General features: G+C 70.5%; 14 protein-coding genes, 1 tRNA gene, 1 other RNA gene and 2 pseudogenes. 5 read left to right on the top strand and 13 right to left on the bottom strand.

Translation table 11 applies throughout. From position 1 onward, the window contains the following. Positions 1–188: 188 nt before the first annotated feature. The 6 genes from KBZ10_RS13245 to ffs form a co-directional block, all read right to left on the bottom strand. Complete coding sequence (locus tag KBZ10_RS13245; RefSeq protein ID WP_210987776.1) at positions 189–1,265, bottom strand: glutathione S-transferase family protein; 1,077 nt, start codon at positions 1,263–1,265, stop codon at positions 189–191. A 348-nt stretch (positions 1,266–1,613) separates the two neighbouring features. Next, on the bottom strand, positions 1,614–2,285 hold the full coding sequence (locus tag KBZ10_RS13250; RefSeq protein WP_210987777.1) for a DUF5063 domain-containing protein: 672 nt from the start codon (positions 2,283–2,285) through the stop codon (positions 1,614–1,616). Further along, positions 2,278–2,877 (bottom strand): recombination mediator RecR, encoded by a 600-nt coding sequence (recR, locus tag KBZ10_RS13255; protein WP_210987778.1) that lies wholly within the window; start codon positions 2,875–2,877, stop codon positions 2,278–2,280. Before recR ends, KBZ10_RS13250 begins: the two co-directional genes overlap by 8 nt. A gap of 251 nt (positions 2,878–3,128) precedes the next feature. Beyond that, the gene (locus tag KBZ10_RS13260) at positions 3,129–3,464 is read right to left on the bottom strand and encodes a YbaB/EbfC family nucleoid-associated protein (protein ID WP_210987779.1); all 336 of its coding nucleotides are present in this window, start codon (positions 3,462–3,464) and stop codon (positions 3,129–3,131) included. A gap of 395 nt (positions 3,465–3,859) precedes the next feature. After that, on the bottom strand, positions 3,860–6,373 hold the full coding sequence (locus KBZ10_RS13265) for a DNA polymerase III subunit gamma and tau (RefSeq protein ID WP_210987780.1): 2,514 nt from the start codon (positions 6,371–6,373) through the stop codon (positions 3,860–3,862). 128 nt (positions 6,374–6,501) lie between these two features. Then, positions 6,502–6,600, bottom strand: an RNA gene (ffs, locus tag KBZ10_RS13270) — signal recognition particle sRNA small type. Between the two features lie 142 nt (positions 6,601–6,742). Between ffs and KBZ10_RS13275 the strand changes: the two genes are divergently transcribed. After that, positions 6,743–6,827 (top strand) — tRNA-Ser (locus KBZ10_RS13275). A gap of 78 nt (positions 6,828–6,905) precedes the next feature. On the opposite strand, the gene KBZ10_RS13280 is transcribed toward KBZ10_RS13275, so the two are convergent. The 3 genes and pseudogenes from KBZ10_RS13280 to KBZ10_RS30545 form a co-directional block, all read right to left on the bottom strand. Next, positions 6,906–8,156 carry a site-specific integrase gene (locus KBZ10_RS13280; protein WP_210987781.1) on the bottom strand — a complete coding sequence of 417 codons (1,251 nt, stop codon included), beginning with the start codon at positions 8,154–8,156 and terminating at the stop codon, positions 6,906–6,908. 11 nt (positions 8,157–8,167) lie between these two features. Beyond that, positions 8,168–8,383 carry an excisionase family DNA-binding protein gene (locus KBZ10_RS13285; RefSeq protein ID WP_210987782.1) on the bottom strand — a complete coding sequence of 72 codons (216 nt, stop codon included), beginning with the start codon at positions 8,381–8,383 and terminating at the stop codon, positions 8,168–8,170. Next, positions 8,383–8,607: pseudogene (locus tag KBZ10_RS30545) on the bottom strand (hypothetical protein); the annotation flags it as partial. The pseudogene KBZ10_RS30545 and the gene KBZ10_RS13285, both read right to left, overlap by 1 nt. Positions 8,608–8,805: 198 nt before the next feature. Between KBZ10_RS30545 and KBZ10_RS13295 the strand changes: the two are divergent. The 4 genes and pseudogenes from KBZ10_RS13295 to KBZ10_RS13310 all read left to right on the top strand — a co-directional run bounded on the left by KBZ10_RS13295 (position 8,806) and on the right by KBZ10_RS13310 (position 11,886). After that, positions 8,806–9,342, top strand: coding sequence for a transposase (locus KBZ10_RS13295; RefSeq protein WP_247702287.1), 537 nt, complete (start codon positions 8,806–8,808; stop codon positions 9,340–9,342). Positions 9,343–9,386: 44 nt separating this feature from the next. Then, positions 9,387–10,088: pseudogene (locus tag KBZ10_RS30550) on the top strand (IS3 family transposase); the annotation flags it as partial. Positions 10,089–10,147: 59 nt separating this feature from the next. Beyond that, positions 10,148–10,564, top strand: a complete 417-nt coding sequence (locus KBZ10_RS30555) for a hypothetical protein (protein ID WP_374223345.1) — start codon at positions 10,148–10,150, stop codon at positions 10,562–10,564. Between the two features lie 464 nt (positions 10,565–11,028). Then, the gene (locus KBZ10_RS13310; RefSeq protein ID WP_210987783.1) at positions 11,029–11,886 is read left to right on the top strand and encodes a hypothetical protein; all 858 of its coding nucleotides are present in this window, start codon (positions 11,029–11,031) and stop codon (positions 11,884–11,886) included. On the opposite strand, the gene KBZ10_RS13315 is transcribed toward KBZ10_RS13310, so the two are convergent. From KBZ10_RS13315 to KBZ10_RS29390, 4 genes are all read right to left on the bottom strand, one after another. Then, positions 11,874–12,731 (bottom strand): aldo/keto reductase, encoded by an 858-nt coding sequence (locus KBZ10_RS13315; RefSeq protein WP_210987784.1) that lies wholly within the window; start codon positions 12,729–12,731, stop codon positions 11,874–11,876. The genes KBZ10_RS13310 and KBZ10_RS13315 overlap by 13 nt on opposite strands. Next, on the bottom strand, positions 12,665–13,861 hold the full coding sequence (locus tag KBZ10_RS13320) for a JmjC domain-containing protein (RefSeq protein ID WP_210987785.1): 1,197 nt from the start codon (positions 13,859–13,861) through the stop codon (positions 12,665–12,667). Before KBZ10_RS13320 ends, KBZ10_RS13315 begins: the two co-directional genes overlap by 67 nt. Positions 13,862–13,946: 85 nt before the next feature. Further along, the gene (locus KBZ10_RS13325) at positions 13,947–14,114 is read right to left on the bottom strand and encodes a hypothetical protein (RefSeq protein ID WP_210987786.1); all 168 of its coding nucleotides are present in this window, start codon (positions 14,112–14,114) and stop codon (positions 13,947–13,949) included. Between the two features lie 146 nt (positions 14,115–14,260). Continuing rightward, a complete protein-coding gene (locus KBZ10_RS29390) occupies positions 14,261–14,401 on the bottom strand; it encodes a hypothetical protein (RefSeq protein WP_247702288.1) in 141 nt (46 codons plus the stop codon). Positions 14,402–14,824: the final 423 nt, after the last annotated feature.

The raw sequence follows: 14,824 nt of genomic DNA on the forward strand, positions 1-14,824 counted from the left end.
TGCTCTGCCGCCGTCCCGCATCACCGGGGCCACGACCGTGGCCGCCCGGAGTGCGAAGGGCCGGGGAGTCCCACCGGCGGAACCCCCTCCGCCGCCCGGCCCGTCACGGGGGCCCGCAGGCCCGGTCAGGGGACAGGGGTCAGGCATCAGGGGAACACAGCGCCCGGCCACGGGCCCTCCGCACCGGGTTACGGACGTCCCGCCGGCGGGATCCGCTCGGCCGGCGGGGGCGGGCCCGGCGGGGTGCCGTCGCCGAACGGACGGCCGCCGAGCTGATCGCGGTGATGGGGAGTGAGCCAGCCGGAGAGGTCGGGGCCGGCGGGGACGATGCCGGTCGGGTTGATGCCGGTGTGGACCCGGTGGTAGTGGCGCTTGATGTGGTCGAAGTCCACCGTGTCGCCGAAACCGGGAGTCCGGTAGAGGTCGCGGGCGTACGCCCACAGCACCGGATCCTCGGTGAGCTTGCGCAGATTGCACTTGAAGTGGCCGTGGTAGACGGCGTCGAAGCGCACCAGAGTCGTGAACAGCCGGATGTCCGCCTCCGTGATGCTGTCCCCGACCAGGTAGCGGCGGTCGGACAGACGCTCGGAGAGCAGTTCCAGGCGCCGGAAGACGTCGCGGAACGCCTCCTCGTACTCGCGCTGCCCCGTGGCGAAACCGGCCCGGTACACGCCGTTGTTGACGTCCTGGTAGATGCCCTCCATCACCTCGTCGATCTCCGCGCGCAGCGGCTCGGGGTAGAGATCGGGGGCGCCGGGGCGGTGCAGGGCCGTCCACTCGGTGGCGAAATCCAGGGTGAGGCGCTGGTAGTCGTTGGCAACGAGCCGGCCGGAGGGGATGTCCACGATCGCGGGGACGCTGACGCCGCCGGGATGGTCCTTCTCCCGCGCGTCGTACGCCTCGGACAGGAAGCGGATGCCGAGGACCGGGTCGCGGCCGCCCTCATCCAGCGTGAAGCGCCAGCTCCGGTCGTCCTGGACCGGGTCCGCCACGGCGAGCGACAGCGCGTCCTCCAGACCGAGCAGCCGCCGGGAGACCAGGGCACGGCTCGCCCAGGGGCAGGCGCGGCTGACGACCAGGCGGTAGCGGCCGGCCTCGACGGGCCAGCCGTCGCGGGCGTCGGCCGTGATCCGGTCGGTGAAATGGCTCTTGGAGCGGCGGAAGGGCCGGTGCCCGTAGGCGGTGTTGCTGTTGGCGCCGTTCCCCTCGGAGCCGCCGTTGCCCGGTCCGGGGCTGCCCGGGTCCGTCCCGGCAGTGCCGTCCATGCGTCGCTCCTCCCGCAGTGCACGCGCCCGGACCCGTTCGGCGGCGGCGTGTGCGGTGCCGGTTCACGGGCTGTGGGTGGGCGCCGGTCTCCGTGCTTCTGCCCCGTTCCGGACGGGATGTGCCCCATGAATGCGGTCCGGAACGCGGTCCGGACGGCCCCGGGACGCGGGGAGCCGCGCCTTCTCCGGAACCGCCCGCCGGTCCCCGGCCGGTGATCAGCCGGTGGGCCCCGGTGCGCGGGTGGCCGCGTCCGCGGGTCGGTCGGTGAGCCCGGGTCCGTGCGGCTTCCGTGCCCGCGCGGCCCCGCCTCCGGTACTCAGCCGTCCAGCGGGACCGCGACGGACCGGCTACCGGCCGGACTCGGTGGTGACACCCAGCGGAATGCCGATCTCGGCGGCCATCACCCGGCCCGCCTCCTCCTCCAGCGAACCGTCGTCCGCCTTGGCCTCCGCGTCGAGGTCGAGACCGTCCAGCTCCTCCAGCGGGCTGCCGGTCCGGATGTGGCTGAGCAGCGACTGCAGCGCGCGGAGCGCGGCCGAGGCCGTCGGGCCCCAGGTGTTGAAGTACGAGAACTGCCACCACCACAGGGCCTCGGCGATCCGGCCGGCCTTGTAGTGGACCATTCCGTGCCGCAGATCGCTGATGATGTCGGCGAGGTCGTCGGAGATCCGGTGCGGCACCGGCTCGCTGCGCGGCACGTACGGGTCGAAGACCTCGGAGTAGACGTCCGCCGGTTCGAGCAGCACCGCGAACCTCTCGCGCAGCTCGTCCATGTCGGGCTCCGGTCCGGTGTCCGGCTCGTACCGCTCGACGGGGACGAAGTCCTCGTGCGCGCCGAGCCGCCCGCCGGCCAGCAGCAGCTGCGAGACCTCCAGCAGCAGGAACGGGATGGCGCTGCCGGGTTCGTCGCCCTTCGCCACTTCCGTGACCGCGACCAGGAAACTCTCGATCTGGTCCGCGACCTGTACGGAGAAGTCGTCCGGGTTCATCTGGGTGTCGTGCAGCGTGGCGTCAGACATCGAGCAGTCGTCTCCCTTCGAAGGCACGCCCGAGGGTGACCTCGTCGGCGTACTCCAGGTCCCCCCCGACCGGGAGACCGCTGGCCAGTCGTGTGACCTTCATGCCCATGGGCTTGATCATGCGCGCGAGGTAGGTGGCCGTGGCCTCTCCCTCGAGGTTCGGATCGGTGGCCAGAATGAGCTCGGTGACGGTGCCGTCCGCGAGCCTGGCCAACAGTTCCCGTATACGCAAATCGTCGGGCCCTACACCCTCGATCGGACTGATCGCCCCGCCGAGGACGTGATAACGGCCGCGGAACTCACGGGTGCGCTCGATGGCGACGACATCCTTGGGCTCCTCGACCACACAGATGACGGTCGGATCGCGGCGCGGGTCCTGGCAGACCCGGCACCGCTCCTCCTGCGCCACATTGCCGCACACCTCGCAGAACCGGACCCTGGCCTTCACCTCGGTCAGCGCCTGGGCGAGCCGGCGGACGTCCGCCGGCTCCGCCTGGAGGATGTGGAAGGCGATCCGCTGCGCGCTCTTGGGACCGACGCCGGGCAGCCTGCCCAACTCGTCGATGAGGTCCTGGACCACGCCTTCGTACACGGGCCGCCTTCTCCTTCTTCCCTTGCCGCTCTTGCTTCTCTTACCGCTTCTCCACCTGCCGCCGCCTCGCCGGACCGGGGACCGGAGGGCCGGCGGCGGCCCGCCGCACCGGGCCCCGGGCGCTGCCCCGGCTCACCGTCGCGCAGGGCTCAACCCGCGCCCGGATGGCCGCGGTTGCCGGGCGGTGACCCGGCGGTGGACCACCGCCGGCCCGGTCCGCTGCTGTCGGAAGGGAAGGCCCGGCATCCCCGTCAGAAGGGAAGGCCCGGCATTCCGCCGAGCCCCTGGGTCAGCGGGCCCAGCTTCTCCTGCTGCAGCGTGCTCGCCGCGGCGTTGGCATCGCGCACCGCAGCGAGGATCAGGTCGGCGAGGGTCTCCGTGTCCTCAGGGTCCACCGCCTTGGGGTCGATGACCAGCCCCTGAAGCTCACCGGATCCGGACACCGTCACCTTGACGAGCCCGCCGCCCGCGGAGCCCTCGACCGATGACTCGGCCAGCTCCTGCTGCGCCTCGGCGAGATCCTGCTGCATCTTCTGGGCCTGCTGAAGCAGCTGCTGCATATCGGGCTGGCCACCACCGGGAAACACGCGCGTTCGCTCCTGGCATCGACAACGGTTCGGTCTTCGCGTGACGAGCCTACGTGGTCGCAGGGCGCCGCGCTCTACACCGCGAGAAGGAGAAACCGGTACGGGGCACCGGCCCGCGCGCCGCCCCGCCGCCACCACTCCGCCGCGCAGCCCGGCCGTCAACCGCCCGTGCACCGCGGGCCCGCCGCGCGAGCTCCGGAGACCTGGAGGAACTCGCGGCCCCTTGAACACCGGGGCTGAGACCCGGGCCGCGGGGGCTGCCCCGTACTCCGCGGCGGAGGACGTTCGCGGACGTCCCGGCCACGCCGCGTGGGGCACCCCAGGCCGCGGAGGCCGGGGAAGCGGGAGTGCCGTGGCCGTGGCCGCGCGCCCGCCGGGGGATCACGGCACGGCCCCTACTCGTGAGCGATCTCCTCCACGACCGTCGCGCCGAGCTCGCGGACGATCAACTCGTGTCCGGAGAGGGCCGAGTCGTCGAGGTCGGGATCATCGGCGGCCGGCATGTCGTCCTCCGGAGCCACCGGGGTACGCCGCGGCTCGGGCGCGGACTGCGAGGGGACCGGAGCGGCCGCATCCGGCCGGGGCCGGGCCGGAGGCGCAGGCGAAGACGCCGGGCCCGGAGCGGGCGCCTGCGCGGCGGAGGGCTGGGCGGGGGCGGACTGCCGCGGCGCGGACGGGGCTCCACCCCCGAAACCGCCTCCGCCCCCACCGCTCCCGCCACCGAAGCCGCTCCCGCCACCGAAGCCGCTTCCACCGCCGAAGCCGGACCCCGGCCCGGAGGCGGGCGGGGCCGAACCGCCACCACCGCCTCCCGTGGGGTCGACCACCGATTCGATCTTCCACTGCACATGGAGCGACTCGGCGAGCGCCTGCCGCAGGACGTCCTCGCTGCCGCCGCCGACGAAGCTGTCGCGGGCGCCCGCGTTGGAGAAGCCGATCTGCAGGGTCGTGCCGTCGAAGCCCATGACATGGGCGTTCTGGCTGAGCAGGATCCAGGTGAACCGGCGGCGGTTCTTGACCGCCTCGAGAATGTCCGGCCACATCTGCCGCACCTGCGCGGCGCCCTGCGCCGCCCCCGGCGCGGGAGCGGACGCGGCGGGGCCCGGAGCCGGTGCGGACTGCTGCGGCGCGGGAACTCCGGTACCGCCGGGCCCCGCGGCACCGCCTCGCGACCCCTGGCCGGGCGTGGCGGCCGCGGGCCAGCCACCGGGACGGTGGCCCGCTCCCTCCGTACCCGGGGCCACGCCCCGCGCACCGTCCGCAGCGACACCCGGGCCGCCCGGGCCCGAGCCGGGCCAGGCGCCGGGCCGCTGCCCACCACCCGCGGCCGCACCCCCCTGGCCGGACGGGGCCCCGCCACCCTGACCGGGCCAGGCGCCGGCCGGCCGCCGCTCCTCAGCGCCGCCGGCCCCCGGTCCCGCACCCGGAGCAGGGGCCGGGGCCGGGGCCGCTCCGCCCTGCTGCTCCCGGGGACCGCCCGGAGCGGTCGGCACTCCCTGCGCCCGGCCGTCCGCCCCGGAGGAAGCCGAAGCCGGCGCCGGAGCCGCCTGGCCGGGGGCCGCCTGGGCCAACTGCTCCTGGCCCGGAGCCTGCGGCTGCTGCCCGGCCCGGTTCGGCAGCGCGGCCCGGGCCGCGGCGGCCCCCGCCGGACCGGACGGGCCGCCGGCCGGGGCCGCGTAAGCGTCCGGGCCGGACTCCGGAGCCCGGCCCATGCCCGCTCCGCTTGCCCCCACGGCCGGCCCTGCCGCGAGGGCACCCCGTTCCAGCCGGTCCAGCCGGGCCTGGAAGGAGCGCTCGTCGTCGAAGGCGGCGGGCAGCAGGACGCGCGCGCAGATCAGTTCGAGCTGGAGCCGCGGGGAGGTGGCCCCGCGCATCTCGATGAGCCCGGTGTTCACCAGGTCCGCGGCCCGGCTCAGCTCGGCCGCGCCGAAGCGCTCGGCCTGCGCCCGCATCCGCTCCAGGACATCGGCGGGCGCGTCGATCAGCCCCTTGTCGGCGGCGTCCGGCACGGCGGCCAGGATCACCAGATCGCGCAGCCGCTCCAGCAGATCGGCGACGAAGCGGCGCGGGTCGTTGCCGCCCTCGATGACGCGGTCGGTGACCTCGAAGGCGGCGCTGCCGTCACCCGCCGCGAAGGCGTCCACGACGGCGTCGAGGAGCGAGCTGTCGGTGTAGCCGAGCAGGGCGGTGGCCATGGCGTACGTCACCCCGTCCTCGGCGGCGCCCGCGAGGAGCTGGTCCATCACCGACATCGAGTCCCGCACGGAGCCGGCCCCGGCCCGTACGACCAGCGGCAGCACGCCGTCCTCCACGGGAATGGCCTCGCGCTCGCAGACCTCGGCGAGGTAGTCCCGCAGGGTGCCGGGGGGCACCAGCCGGAACGGATAGTGGTGCGTCCGCGACCGGATCGTGCCGATGACCTTCTCGGGCTCCGTCGTCGCAAAGATGAACTTGAGATGCTCCGGCGGCTCCTCGACCACCTTCAGCAGGGCGTTGAAGCCCGCCGGGGTGACCATGTGCGCCTCGTCGATGATGTAGATCTTGTAACGACTGGAGGCGGGGCCGAAGAACGCCTTCTCGCGCAGGTCGCGGGCGTCGTCCACGCCTCCGTGCGAGGCGGCGTCGATCTCGATGACGTCGATCGAGCCGGGGCCGTTGCGGGCGAGATCACGGCAGGAGGGGCACTCACCGCAGGGCTGGGGCGTCGGCCCCTGCTCGCAGTTCAGGCAGCGGGCGAGGATCCGGGCACTGGTCGTCTTGCCGCAGCCGCGCGGTCCACTGAACAGATACGCGTGATTGACCCGGTTGTTCCGCAGCGCCTGCTGCAGCGGGTCGGTGACATGCGACTGCCCGATGACCTCCGCGAAGGTCTCGGGACGGTAGCGGCGGTAGAGCGCGAGGGACGACACGCATACGACGATATCGGCCGCCACCGACAACCGGACCCACCCCGCCGATGACCCCGCGCACAGGGCACCTGGCCTCCCGGCCGCCCCGCGGGGCCGCCCGGACGGGCCGGAGAGAAGACCCACCCGGGAACGTCAACGCCCCCCACGCACCCGCCAGAGCCCACTTACCCTTGCTGCCTTCCGGCCCTGGGGGAGTTCGGTGAGATAGCGCCACGTGAGGGGCTGGTCCCCACCCTAGCGGATCCCGGACGCCGATTCGAACCCGGCGGATGCCCGCCGGGCCGCCCTCTCACGGCTCCGGCCGGCCTCCACCGAGGGTCCCGGGTACGGGTTCGCTAGCACTGCCTCGCGTCTTGTATTGTTTGCGGCGGAGGATTCGCCTAGTGGCCTAGGGCGCACGCTTGGAAAGCGTGTTGGGGGCAACCCCTCACGAGTTCGAATCTCGTATCCTCCGCACCGCCCATCAGGGCAGACGGCAGGCCCCGACCGATCTTGGTCGGGGCCTTCGCCGTGCTCCGTCTCAGTTTCCGTCTCAGTCGGTTCCCTCGCCGCCGGCCGGGAGCTCCCAGAGCGCGTCACCGACCTGCCGCGCCACCTTCCGCAGCATCGGTCCAGTGATGTGCATGTAGCGGGCCCGCATCCGGGCCGCTCCCCCGGGCTCCCAGCCCATGATCGCGTCCACGACGACATCCGGGACGCCGAGGAGAAGCAGCACGGTGGCCGCCGTATGGCGAGCGTCGTGGAGACGGCCGTCCCGGACGCCCGCGGACCGCAGCAGCCGCTTCCAGACGTGATAGTCGGTGTTCGGGCTCAGCGGCCCACCAGCCGGCGAGGCGAACACATACCCCTTGTCCTGCCAGTCTGCCCCGGCCGCGAGACGTTCCCGCTCCTGCTCCTCCCGGTGGTGGCGGAGCAGCTTGATCAGCGGATCGGGCAGACCGACCGTGCGCCGACCGGCGCGGGACTTGGTGGACTTGTGCTCGCGCCGGATCTGCTCGCGCTGCGGGCAGTAGCCGGCCGCCGTCCTGCCGCAGGGATTCGCCCCGCAGCCGTGCCGGTACTTGGGCCGCAGCCGGTTCTTCCGGATCCGCACGTATCCCGCGTCCAGGTCGACGTCCTCCCAGTGCAACCCGAGCGCTTCGCCCTGCCGCAGCCCGAGCGCCAGGGCGACGACCCACCGCGCGCTGTTGCGGAGCTTGGAGGCTTCGAGCAGCAGACGCTGAACCTCCTCGATCGAGTACGGCTCGATGTCCTCCTCTTCCAGCCGGGGAGCCTTGGCGATCTCCCCGACGTTCCGCGCCACGTGTCCGCGCCGCACGGCCTCCCCGAGAGCGACCCGGATTGTGCGGTGGTGATGCGCCGTCCCGGCCGAGCTGCCGCTGTCCTGCATCCTCCGGTAGAAGCGCTCCAGGTGTTCCGGCTCCAGCCGGTCCAGCCGGTGCGCGCCGAGGCCCGGCACCAGGTGGACGCGGACGTCCACTTCGTAGCCGTCGTACGTGTTCTCGGACACGTACGGCTTGGCGATGTTCTCGACCCAGTGCTCAAGCCAGCTCTGCACCGTCCAGGCCTTGCCCGGCTTCCGGAGCTTCCTGGCGTCTCGCGCCCGCTCCATCTCCCGGACGGCCTTGGTGACTTCGGCTTTCGTCTTCCGTTCGATGTGCCGCCGGTCCGGCTTGCCGTCGTCGCGGACGCCGACCGTGACGCGGCCGTGCCACTTGCCGTCCTTGCCGAGGTAGATCGAAGACGCCCCGTTGGGTTGCCGTGTGCGCTTCTGCTCTGCCATCTCTCCTCCCCCTACGCGGCCACGGCCGGGCGGCGCAGCTTGGCCACGTACGCCGGTACGGCATCGGCCGGAACCCGCCGGAGCCGCCCGACCGTCACGGACTCGATCTCGCCGGAGAGGACGAGCTTGAAGCACGTCGTACGCCCGATCCGCAGACGTCGCGCGGCTTCCTCGACGGTCAGCAGCACGAGGGTGGGATCAGCGGTTGAGGCTGTCTGTTCGGCCATCAGGTCGGTTCTCCTTCCGTTCCGGGGGCGGGTGCGAGTGAGGCGGACAGCCACTCTTCGCCGGGGGTGAGACCGGTACCGGCGAAGACCCAGTGGGACAGGACGTGGGTGGTCTCCTCGTCCTGGCCGTCGTCGTCGGCGGGCCGCCGGTCGTCGGACAGGGCGGCAAGGGCCTGTGCGCGACGCCATTTGTAGCGGCGGGTCTTGGTGGAGAAGTGGGTCCTGACAAGATTTTCGTGGGGGTGTTCGGGGGTCTTTCGGGTCATTGGTGTGGTGTTGGCTGTGGTGCAGGGTGGTGGTGTGTGATGTCTCGTTGACGACGCTGTTGCCGCACCAACAAGCTGCGCTGGTTCCTGCACGAGATCGACCCCGAGCTGGTTGTCCCCTCGCGCGGCCTGCGGCGGCTGTGCGTCCTTGACGCCTTGGAAGCGGACCTCGCGGCCCGCAGCGGAGTCGTGCCGGAGATCGCGTTGGATCTGGTTCAGGACTGCCGGCGTCTGTCCATACGCATCAACGCGATGGAGGCCCAGCTGCGCCATCTGGTCCGCGAACTCGCTCCCAGCCTGCTGGAGGTGCCCGGCTGCGGGGTCTTGTCTGCGGCGATGATCCTCGGAGAGACGGCCGGCGCCACCCGCTTCAAGTCCAAGGACGCCTTCGCCCGGTTCAACGGCACCGCGCCGATCCCTGTCTGGTCCTCCAACACCGTACGTGTCCGGCTCAATCGAGGTGGCAACCGCACCATCAACAACGCCCTGCACATGGCCGCGGTCACCCAAGTCCGCCGCGGCGGGCCCGGCGCCGACTACTACGCCAAGCAACTCGCCGCAGGCAAGACTGTCAAGGAAGCCCTTCGCCTGCTGCGGCGCCGCATCTCCGACCGGGTCTTTCGGGCCCTGCTGGTCGACGAGGCGGCACGCGCCTCCCACGGACCCATAACGGATCTGCCGCAGGCGGCTTGACATAGAAGCATCGCCGAGCTCGACCGGCCACACACGCGCTCGTAGCGTTCATCGACGAGCACCGGGACCGCTTCGGCGGGGTCGAGCCGATCTGCAGGACACTCACCGAGCACGACTGCAAGATCGCCCCTTCCACGTACTACGCCCACAAGAAACGCCTCGAAACGCCCTCCGCCCGTTCCGTGCGCGACGGAGAACTCAAGGAGCGGATCCACGAGGTCTACACGTCCAACTACCGTGTCTACGGCGCCCGGAAGATCTGGCGCGAGCTGAACCGCCAGGGGCATGCGGTGGCCCGCTGCACGGTCGAGCGCCTGATGCGCGAGCTCGGCATCGCCGGCGCGGTGCGCGGCAGACGCGTTATCACCACGATCCCTGGCGGACAGGTCCAGCGGGCCCCCGACCTGGTCGACCGCGACTTCGTCGCCGTCGCTCCAAACCGGTGCTGGGTGGCGGACTTCACCCATGTGAAGACGTGGTCCGCGACCGTCTATGCCGCGTTCGTCGTGGACACCTTCTCCCGCCGGATCGTCGGCTGGTCCGCGGCCACCGTGAAGGAGACCGTCTTCGTGCTGGACGCCCTGGAGATGGCCGTCTGGCAACGCGACCGCGACAAACAGCCAGTCCAGCCGGGCGAGTTGATCCATCACTCGGACGCCGGGTCGCAATACACATCGTTCAAGCTTGCCGAGCACTTGGACGCTGCCGGCATCGCGGCGAGCATCGGATCCGTCGGTGACGCGTACGACAACGCCCTCACGGTGCCCAGACGACCGGAGCAATCGGCTCGGTCCCGGCAGGTGATATCGGCCAGGACAGCCATGTCCTCACCCGGTTCATTCGCTGCAACGACCCCGAGACTGTCAGGAGCATCGTCCGCTTCAACAATCGGCAGAACCCAACGCAGGCGTCGGATTTCCGCAGCAACGACGGCGTGCAGAGGCGGCTGGTCCGCGTTCCAGAAGTTGGGTGTCGTCGGCTACAACGGCGGTCGGCGCGGTGGTGCCGAGGACGTCATCCGGCGCCCGGGAGAAAACCATCTCTCCGCCGAAATCGCGGCACAGGCTCTCGCCGCCTTCCACGGAGAGTCTGGTGTGGCCTACCACGAGAAGAGCAAAATCTGGGAGCAGGACGCCATCTACAGCCGGGTCTTCCCCGAACGCATCACCGCCGAGCACATCGTGTTCGTTGCGAGCCTGCTGCGCGCCATCGAGATGGATAAGGCGAGGCTCGGCCGCATCGCGGCAGAAGCGCGGACCGAGGACGAAACCGAGCTGTTCGATTGGTTCGGCCTACGGGGGTCGATCATGCTCGCTGCGGAAGCCATCGGGACCGCGAGAGAGACCCTCGTCGGAGAAGCCGTCAGCGACGCTTACCTTTTGCGGTTCAAGAAGAACCTCACCATGGCTGAGGCAGCCAAGGTCTGGGAACCCATTGTGGAGTCGTTGCTTGCGTTCGCCCCAGGCCAGCTGCAAGACCTCCTCGTGACATCGACCCTCCGGAACCGACAGGCGGTCGACACGGCACTGCGCAACTTCCGCTCGCAGGTAGTGGCAGCTCGCAAGCACAACCGATCAACCTACGACGTCTTTGTGGACCAGGTGGTCTTTCGGTAGACGAAGCGACACCTGCCAGCGCTCCTAGCCTCCGCCTCGCTCCCGCCGCACCACTGCTACGGTCGCGTGCATGACGCTCTCGGTCTCCACGGGTCAGGCTGTTGATCTACGGGTGCAGCCGGTTGATGACGTTCTTGATCGCGTCGAGCGGTCTCTGCAGGTGTGCCTGCTCCCGGACACAGTGGTGCGCAAACGCCGATCTGTTGGAGCCAGGACGATCCGCGACACCTGGGTTCGGATCGAGCGGCGCGCGCTCGAAAAAATCCCCGATCAGGGATGGAACGGCACCGAAAGTGCCGCGCGTCTGGAGGGCATCGCCCAGCCTGAGTGGCACGGATGCGTGGTCTGGCGGGACACGGACGAGCCGACGATGTGGCGGGCCGACGAAACCGGACTCCTGCCAGGGGCTCCTGTCGGGAGCGCCATCTTGAGTGAGACTCCGGAGCTGTCGGACGACTGGTGGGAGGCGTTGAACGCATCGTTGGACGCTCTGGCGGCACAGGACACCGGGCGGATCGCCACACCGGACACCGTCGCCATCACCCAGGCCCTCGTCACCGAGTCCATCCGCGGTGTCTTCTCGGACGACTTCGATACGACCGTGGAGCGGTGGGTGCCGGCCCACGCGGACCTGAACTGGGCGAACATGACCGCGCCGACATTCAGCCTCTTCGACTGGGAGGACTGGGGCAGCGCACCGTTGGGGCTGGACTCCGCCTCGTTGTGGGCGAGTTCGCTTGCTGTCCCGGCTCTGGCCGATCGCGTATGGCACGAGCGGCGGTCCGACTTCGAGAGCCGGGACGGCAAGTTGATGACGTTGTTCGCCTGCTCGAAGATCCTCGGGCCGTACGCGCACCCAGAAGACCCTCGGCTGGAACCCGCCCGGCGCACGGCCGAACAGGTCATCAAGGAGCTTCAGACCGGCTGATCGCGCGAACGGTCTCGCAGGAGACTCCGGTACTCCTGGGTCGTTCGTTCGTCGACCTCGCCGACCAGGGCGCCGACGAGTTCGCCCAGATGGGCGGGCTCATCGGTGCCCACAGCCACAGTGCCGACCCTCGGCAGGTGATAGGCGGCTATGAACACCGCCTGCATGCGCGAGAGTTGACGGCTGTCACCGAGGAAGACACGGGGGTCGATCTTGGCCCACACCGGGTCGCTGGTGCTGCCGCCCAAGGGGCTCATGCCCCATACCTCGCTAGGGTCCAGGTCCCACGCCCTGATGAGGGCGTCCGCGGCATCCAGCGTTCTGACTCCGACGAGTAGGCCAGCGCGGACCATGAGGGTCGTCGGCCTCGGTACGGCCGGGCCGATCAGTCCCACCAGGGATGAGGGATTCCAGGACGCGATGCCCCAGGCGGCGCACAGGCCGTTGCGCGTAGCGTCATCGAGGGCAGCGCACGCTTCTGTCAGCACCTCCTGGCCACGCGAGCCGGCCTCGCGGAGCGAGTGTTCCGGGTTGTGCAGGAACACCAGATCCGGCTCCTGCCCCAGGTCTCCAGCCGCCTGTTCCACGGCCGCGTGCAGGCGTACGGGGTCCAAGGAATGCTCCGCCCCGCCCGGTCCCGGAAAGTAGCCCACCTTCGTGGAGACGGTGAACCTCGGCAGCAGGTCTCCGGCCGTCCGCGCCAGGACCTGGTGCGAACGGAAGCCGAGGTAGTTGCTGCTGGTGTCGAGTGCTGTGACGCCGAGGTCGAGCGCCCCGGTCAGGAGCCGGCGTTCGTGACGAGACCGGTGTAGCCCGAGGACAACTCGGGGGTCAGCACGGCGCACAGCTCCTCCTCCACCAAGATCTCGGCGACCTCCATCACTTCGGCCCCGGCGACGGCCGCGGCCTGCTCCAGCTCGACCGGCCTGCCGCTGAGCAGCAGATGCAGGGCGGGCAGTGCCTTGGCCGCGAGAGTGAGCTTCTTCCCCGAGGCCACGACGTCGACGGTCTCTCCGTACGCGTGAATCCGGGGCGGGAAATGAGTGGTGCACACCACGGCGTCGAGCGGCCCGAGTATGTCGAGGAACGGCACGTGCCGAGGCAAGGTCGTCGCCTGCTCGTACGCGTCAAGGAAGTCGGCCGGCGGACGCTCGCTGATCAGCTGGGCGGCGGCCTCGGCCAGGGCGTCGGTGCCGGTTCCGTGCCAGCGGTCGAGGTCGTGGCGGAAGATCTCGTGTTCGCGGCACCAGTCGGCCAGCCACGCGAGCCAGCTCGCCCCTGTGCGCTTGGTGATGCCGAACGTGACGTGAAGGCTCTTGCCGGAGCCGCTGCCGGTCCGTGTCGCCTGATGCCAGTGGCCCCGGGGGATGTGCATGACGTCGCCGGTCCGCATCAGACCGGACCAGATGATCTCGTCGCTCGGAGTGCTGTTGGGGTCGGCGTCCCGGTACATCGGGACCGCACGGGAAGTCGCGCGCACCTCCCACTCCTTCTCACCCGCCAGCTGGACGATGACGACATCGTGGTCGTCCCAGTGCAGGGGAAAACCGGAGGCGTCGTTCGTCGTCAGGTACGCGTTGACCTGGACCCGCTCACGGGACCACCACTGCAGGGCGCGGCACGCGACCTCCATCGTCGGATCGAAGACATTGGCCTGGTCCATGATCACCGTCGCGCCTTCGCCCAGGAGCCTGCCCAGGCTGCGCATGTTGACCATGGAGATGCTCTGGCCGCGGGGGCTGACGCTGTCGGTGTAGTAGATGGCCGGATGGACCTCCTCGCCCTTCTGGAAACACCGGAACTGCGGGCGGTTCAGGCTCCTGCGCATCGCGACGTCGAGCAGGCGGTTCGGGGTCATGATGCGGGAGACGAGTGCGGGATCGTCCATGCTCCCGCGTACGAAGTCCTTGCCCAGCTCCTCGGCCCCGCTCCAGCCGAGCGCTGCCTCAATAGCGCTGATCAACCGGTGTTCCATCGTGCGTCCTCCATGGGTTCGACCACTGATGCGGACACGGTGAGGGCCGGCGTGGCCGACCGCGCCGGCCCTCGCCGCTTGGTGCCTACTCGCTGTCGTGCAGGTTGCCGTCGCCACCCGGCCACGGCGCGTCGCCGGAACTGCCCTGGTTGTCCGACCGGAGGCTGTCGTAGCGGTCGTGGACGGCGGTCAGCTCCTTCACCGCCACCAGGAGGCTGCTCCGGGCCGGAGGCGGTGTCGTGGGCTTTGTCACCTCGTGCTCCTTCCTTTTCGGTTCTCCCGCCGGGACTCCGACGGGAGGTCGATGGCCGCCCCACGGCCGTGGGAGGAGGGGGTTCCGTGGGGCGGCGGTCATTGGGCGCGCGATGAGCCGCAGCCCGGCGCCAGGGACAAGGCAGGTCAGCGGCGAATCGGCAGACCGTCGGCGTCCTCGCGCATATTGATCTCCAGAACGCGCTGGTCCAGTTCGTACAGACACGCACGACAGGCGTAGAGCGCCGCGTGCAGACCGCTCGACCGGACGGGCCCGATCCACGTCACCTCGACGTCGTCAGGTCCGCACCACAGCCAGCACTCGCCGCATGCCTCCCATTCGTGGCGATCCCATAGCGCGTAATCAGTGGGCTCCCTGGTGACTGGGTCGATGTCGCGGCGGGTGGGCCGGAAGACCACGTCGGGATCAGGAAGCGGATTCGCTCGTAATGCGTGCCGTCCCATCACACGACTGCCAGGTTCAGCGACTCAGGCTCGGCTACCACACCGTGCTTCGGCCGTAGCACGAACAACCTGCGCAGAACGGCTGCTCGGGTGGCGGGCGCCGCCTTGGGAAGCGCGATCGTGAGGTGGGCCGCCGGGCGAGGTGCCAGCCCGCAGGGCTGGTCCTTTTCCCAGCGGCCTCCTCCCGAACCCGTCGTGCGGCGTTAACCGCAACGGGCTCTCCAGCGATGTTCGTGAACTGCGGTT

It is taken from the genome of Streptomyces sp. F63 (genome assembly GCF_018070345.1).
Lineage (GTDB): Bacteria > Actinomycetota > Actinomycetes > Streptomycetales > Streptomycetaceae > Streptomyces.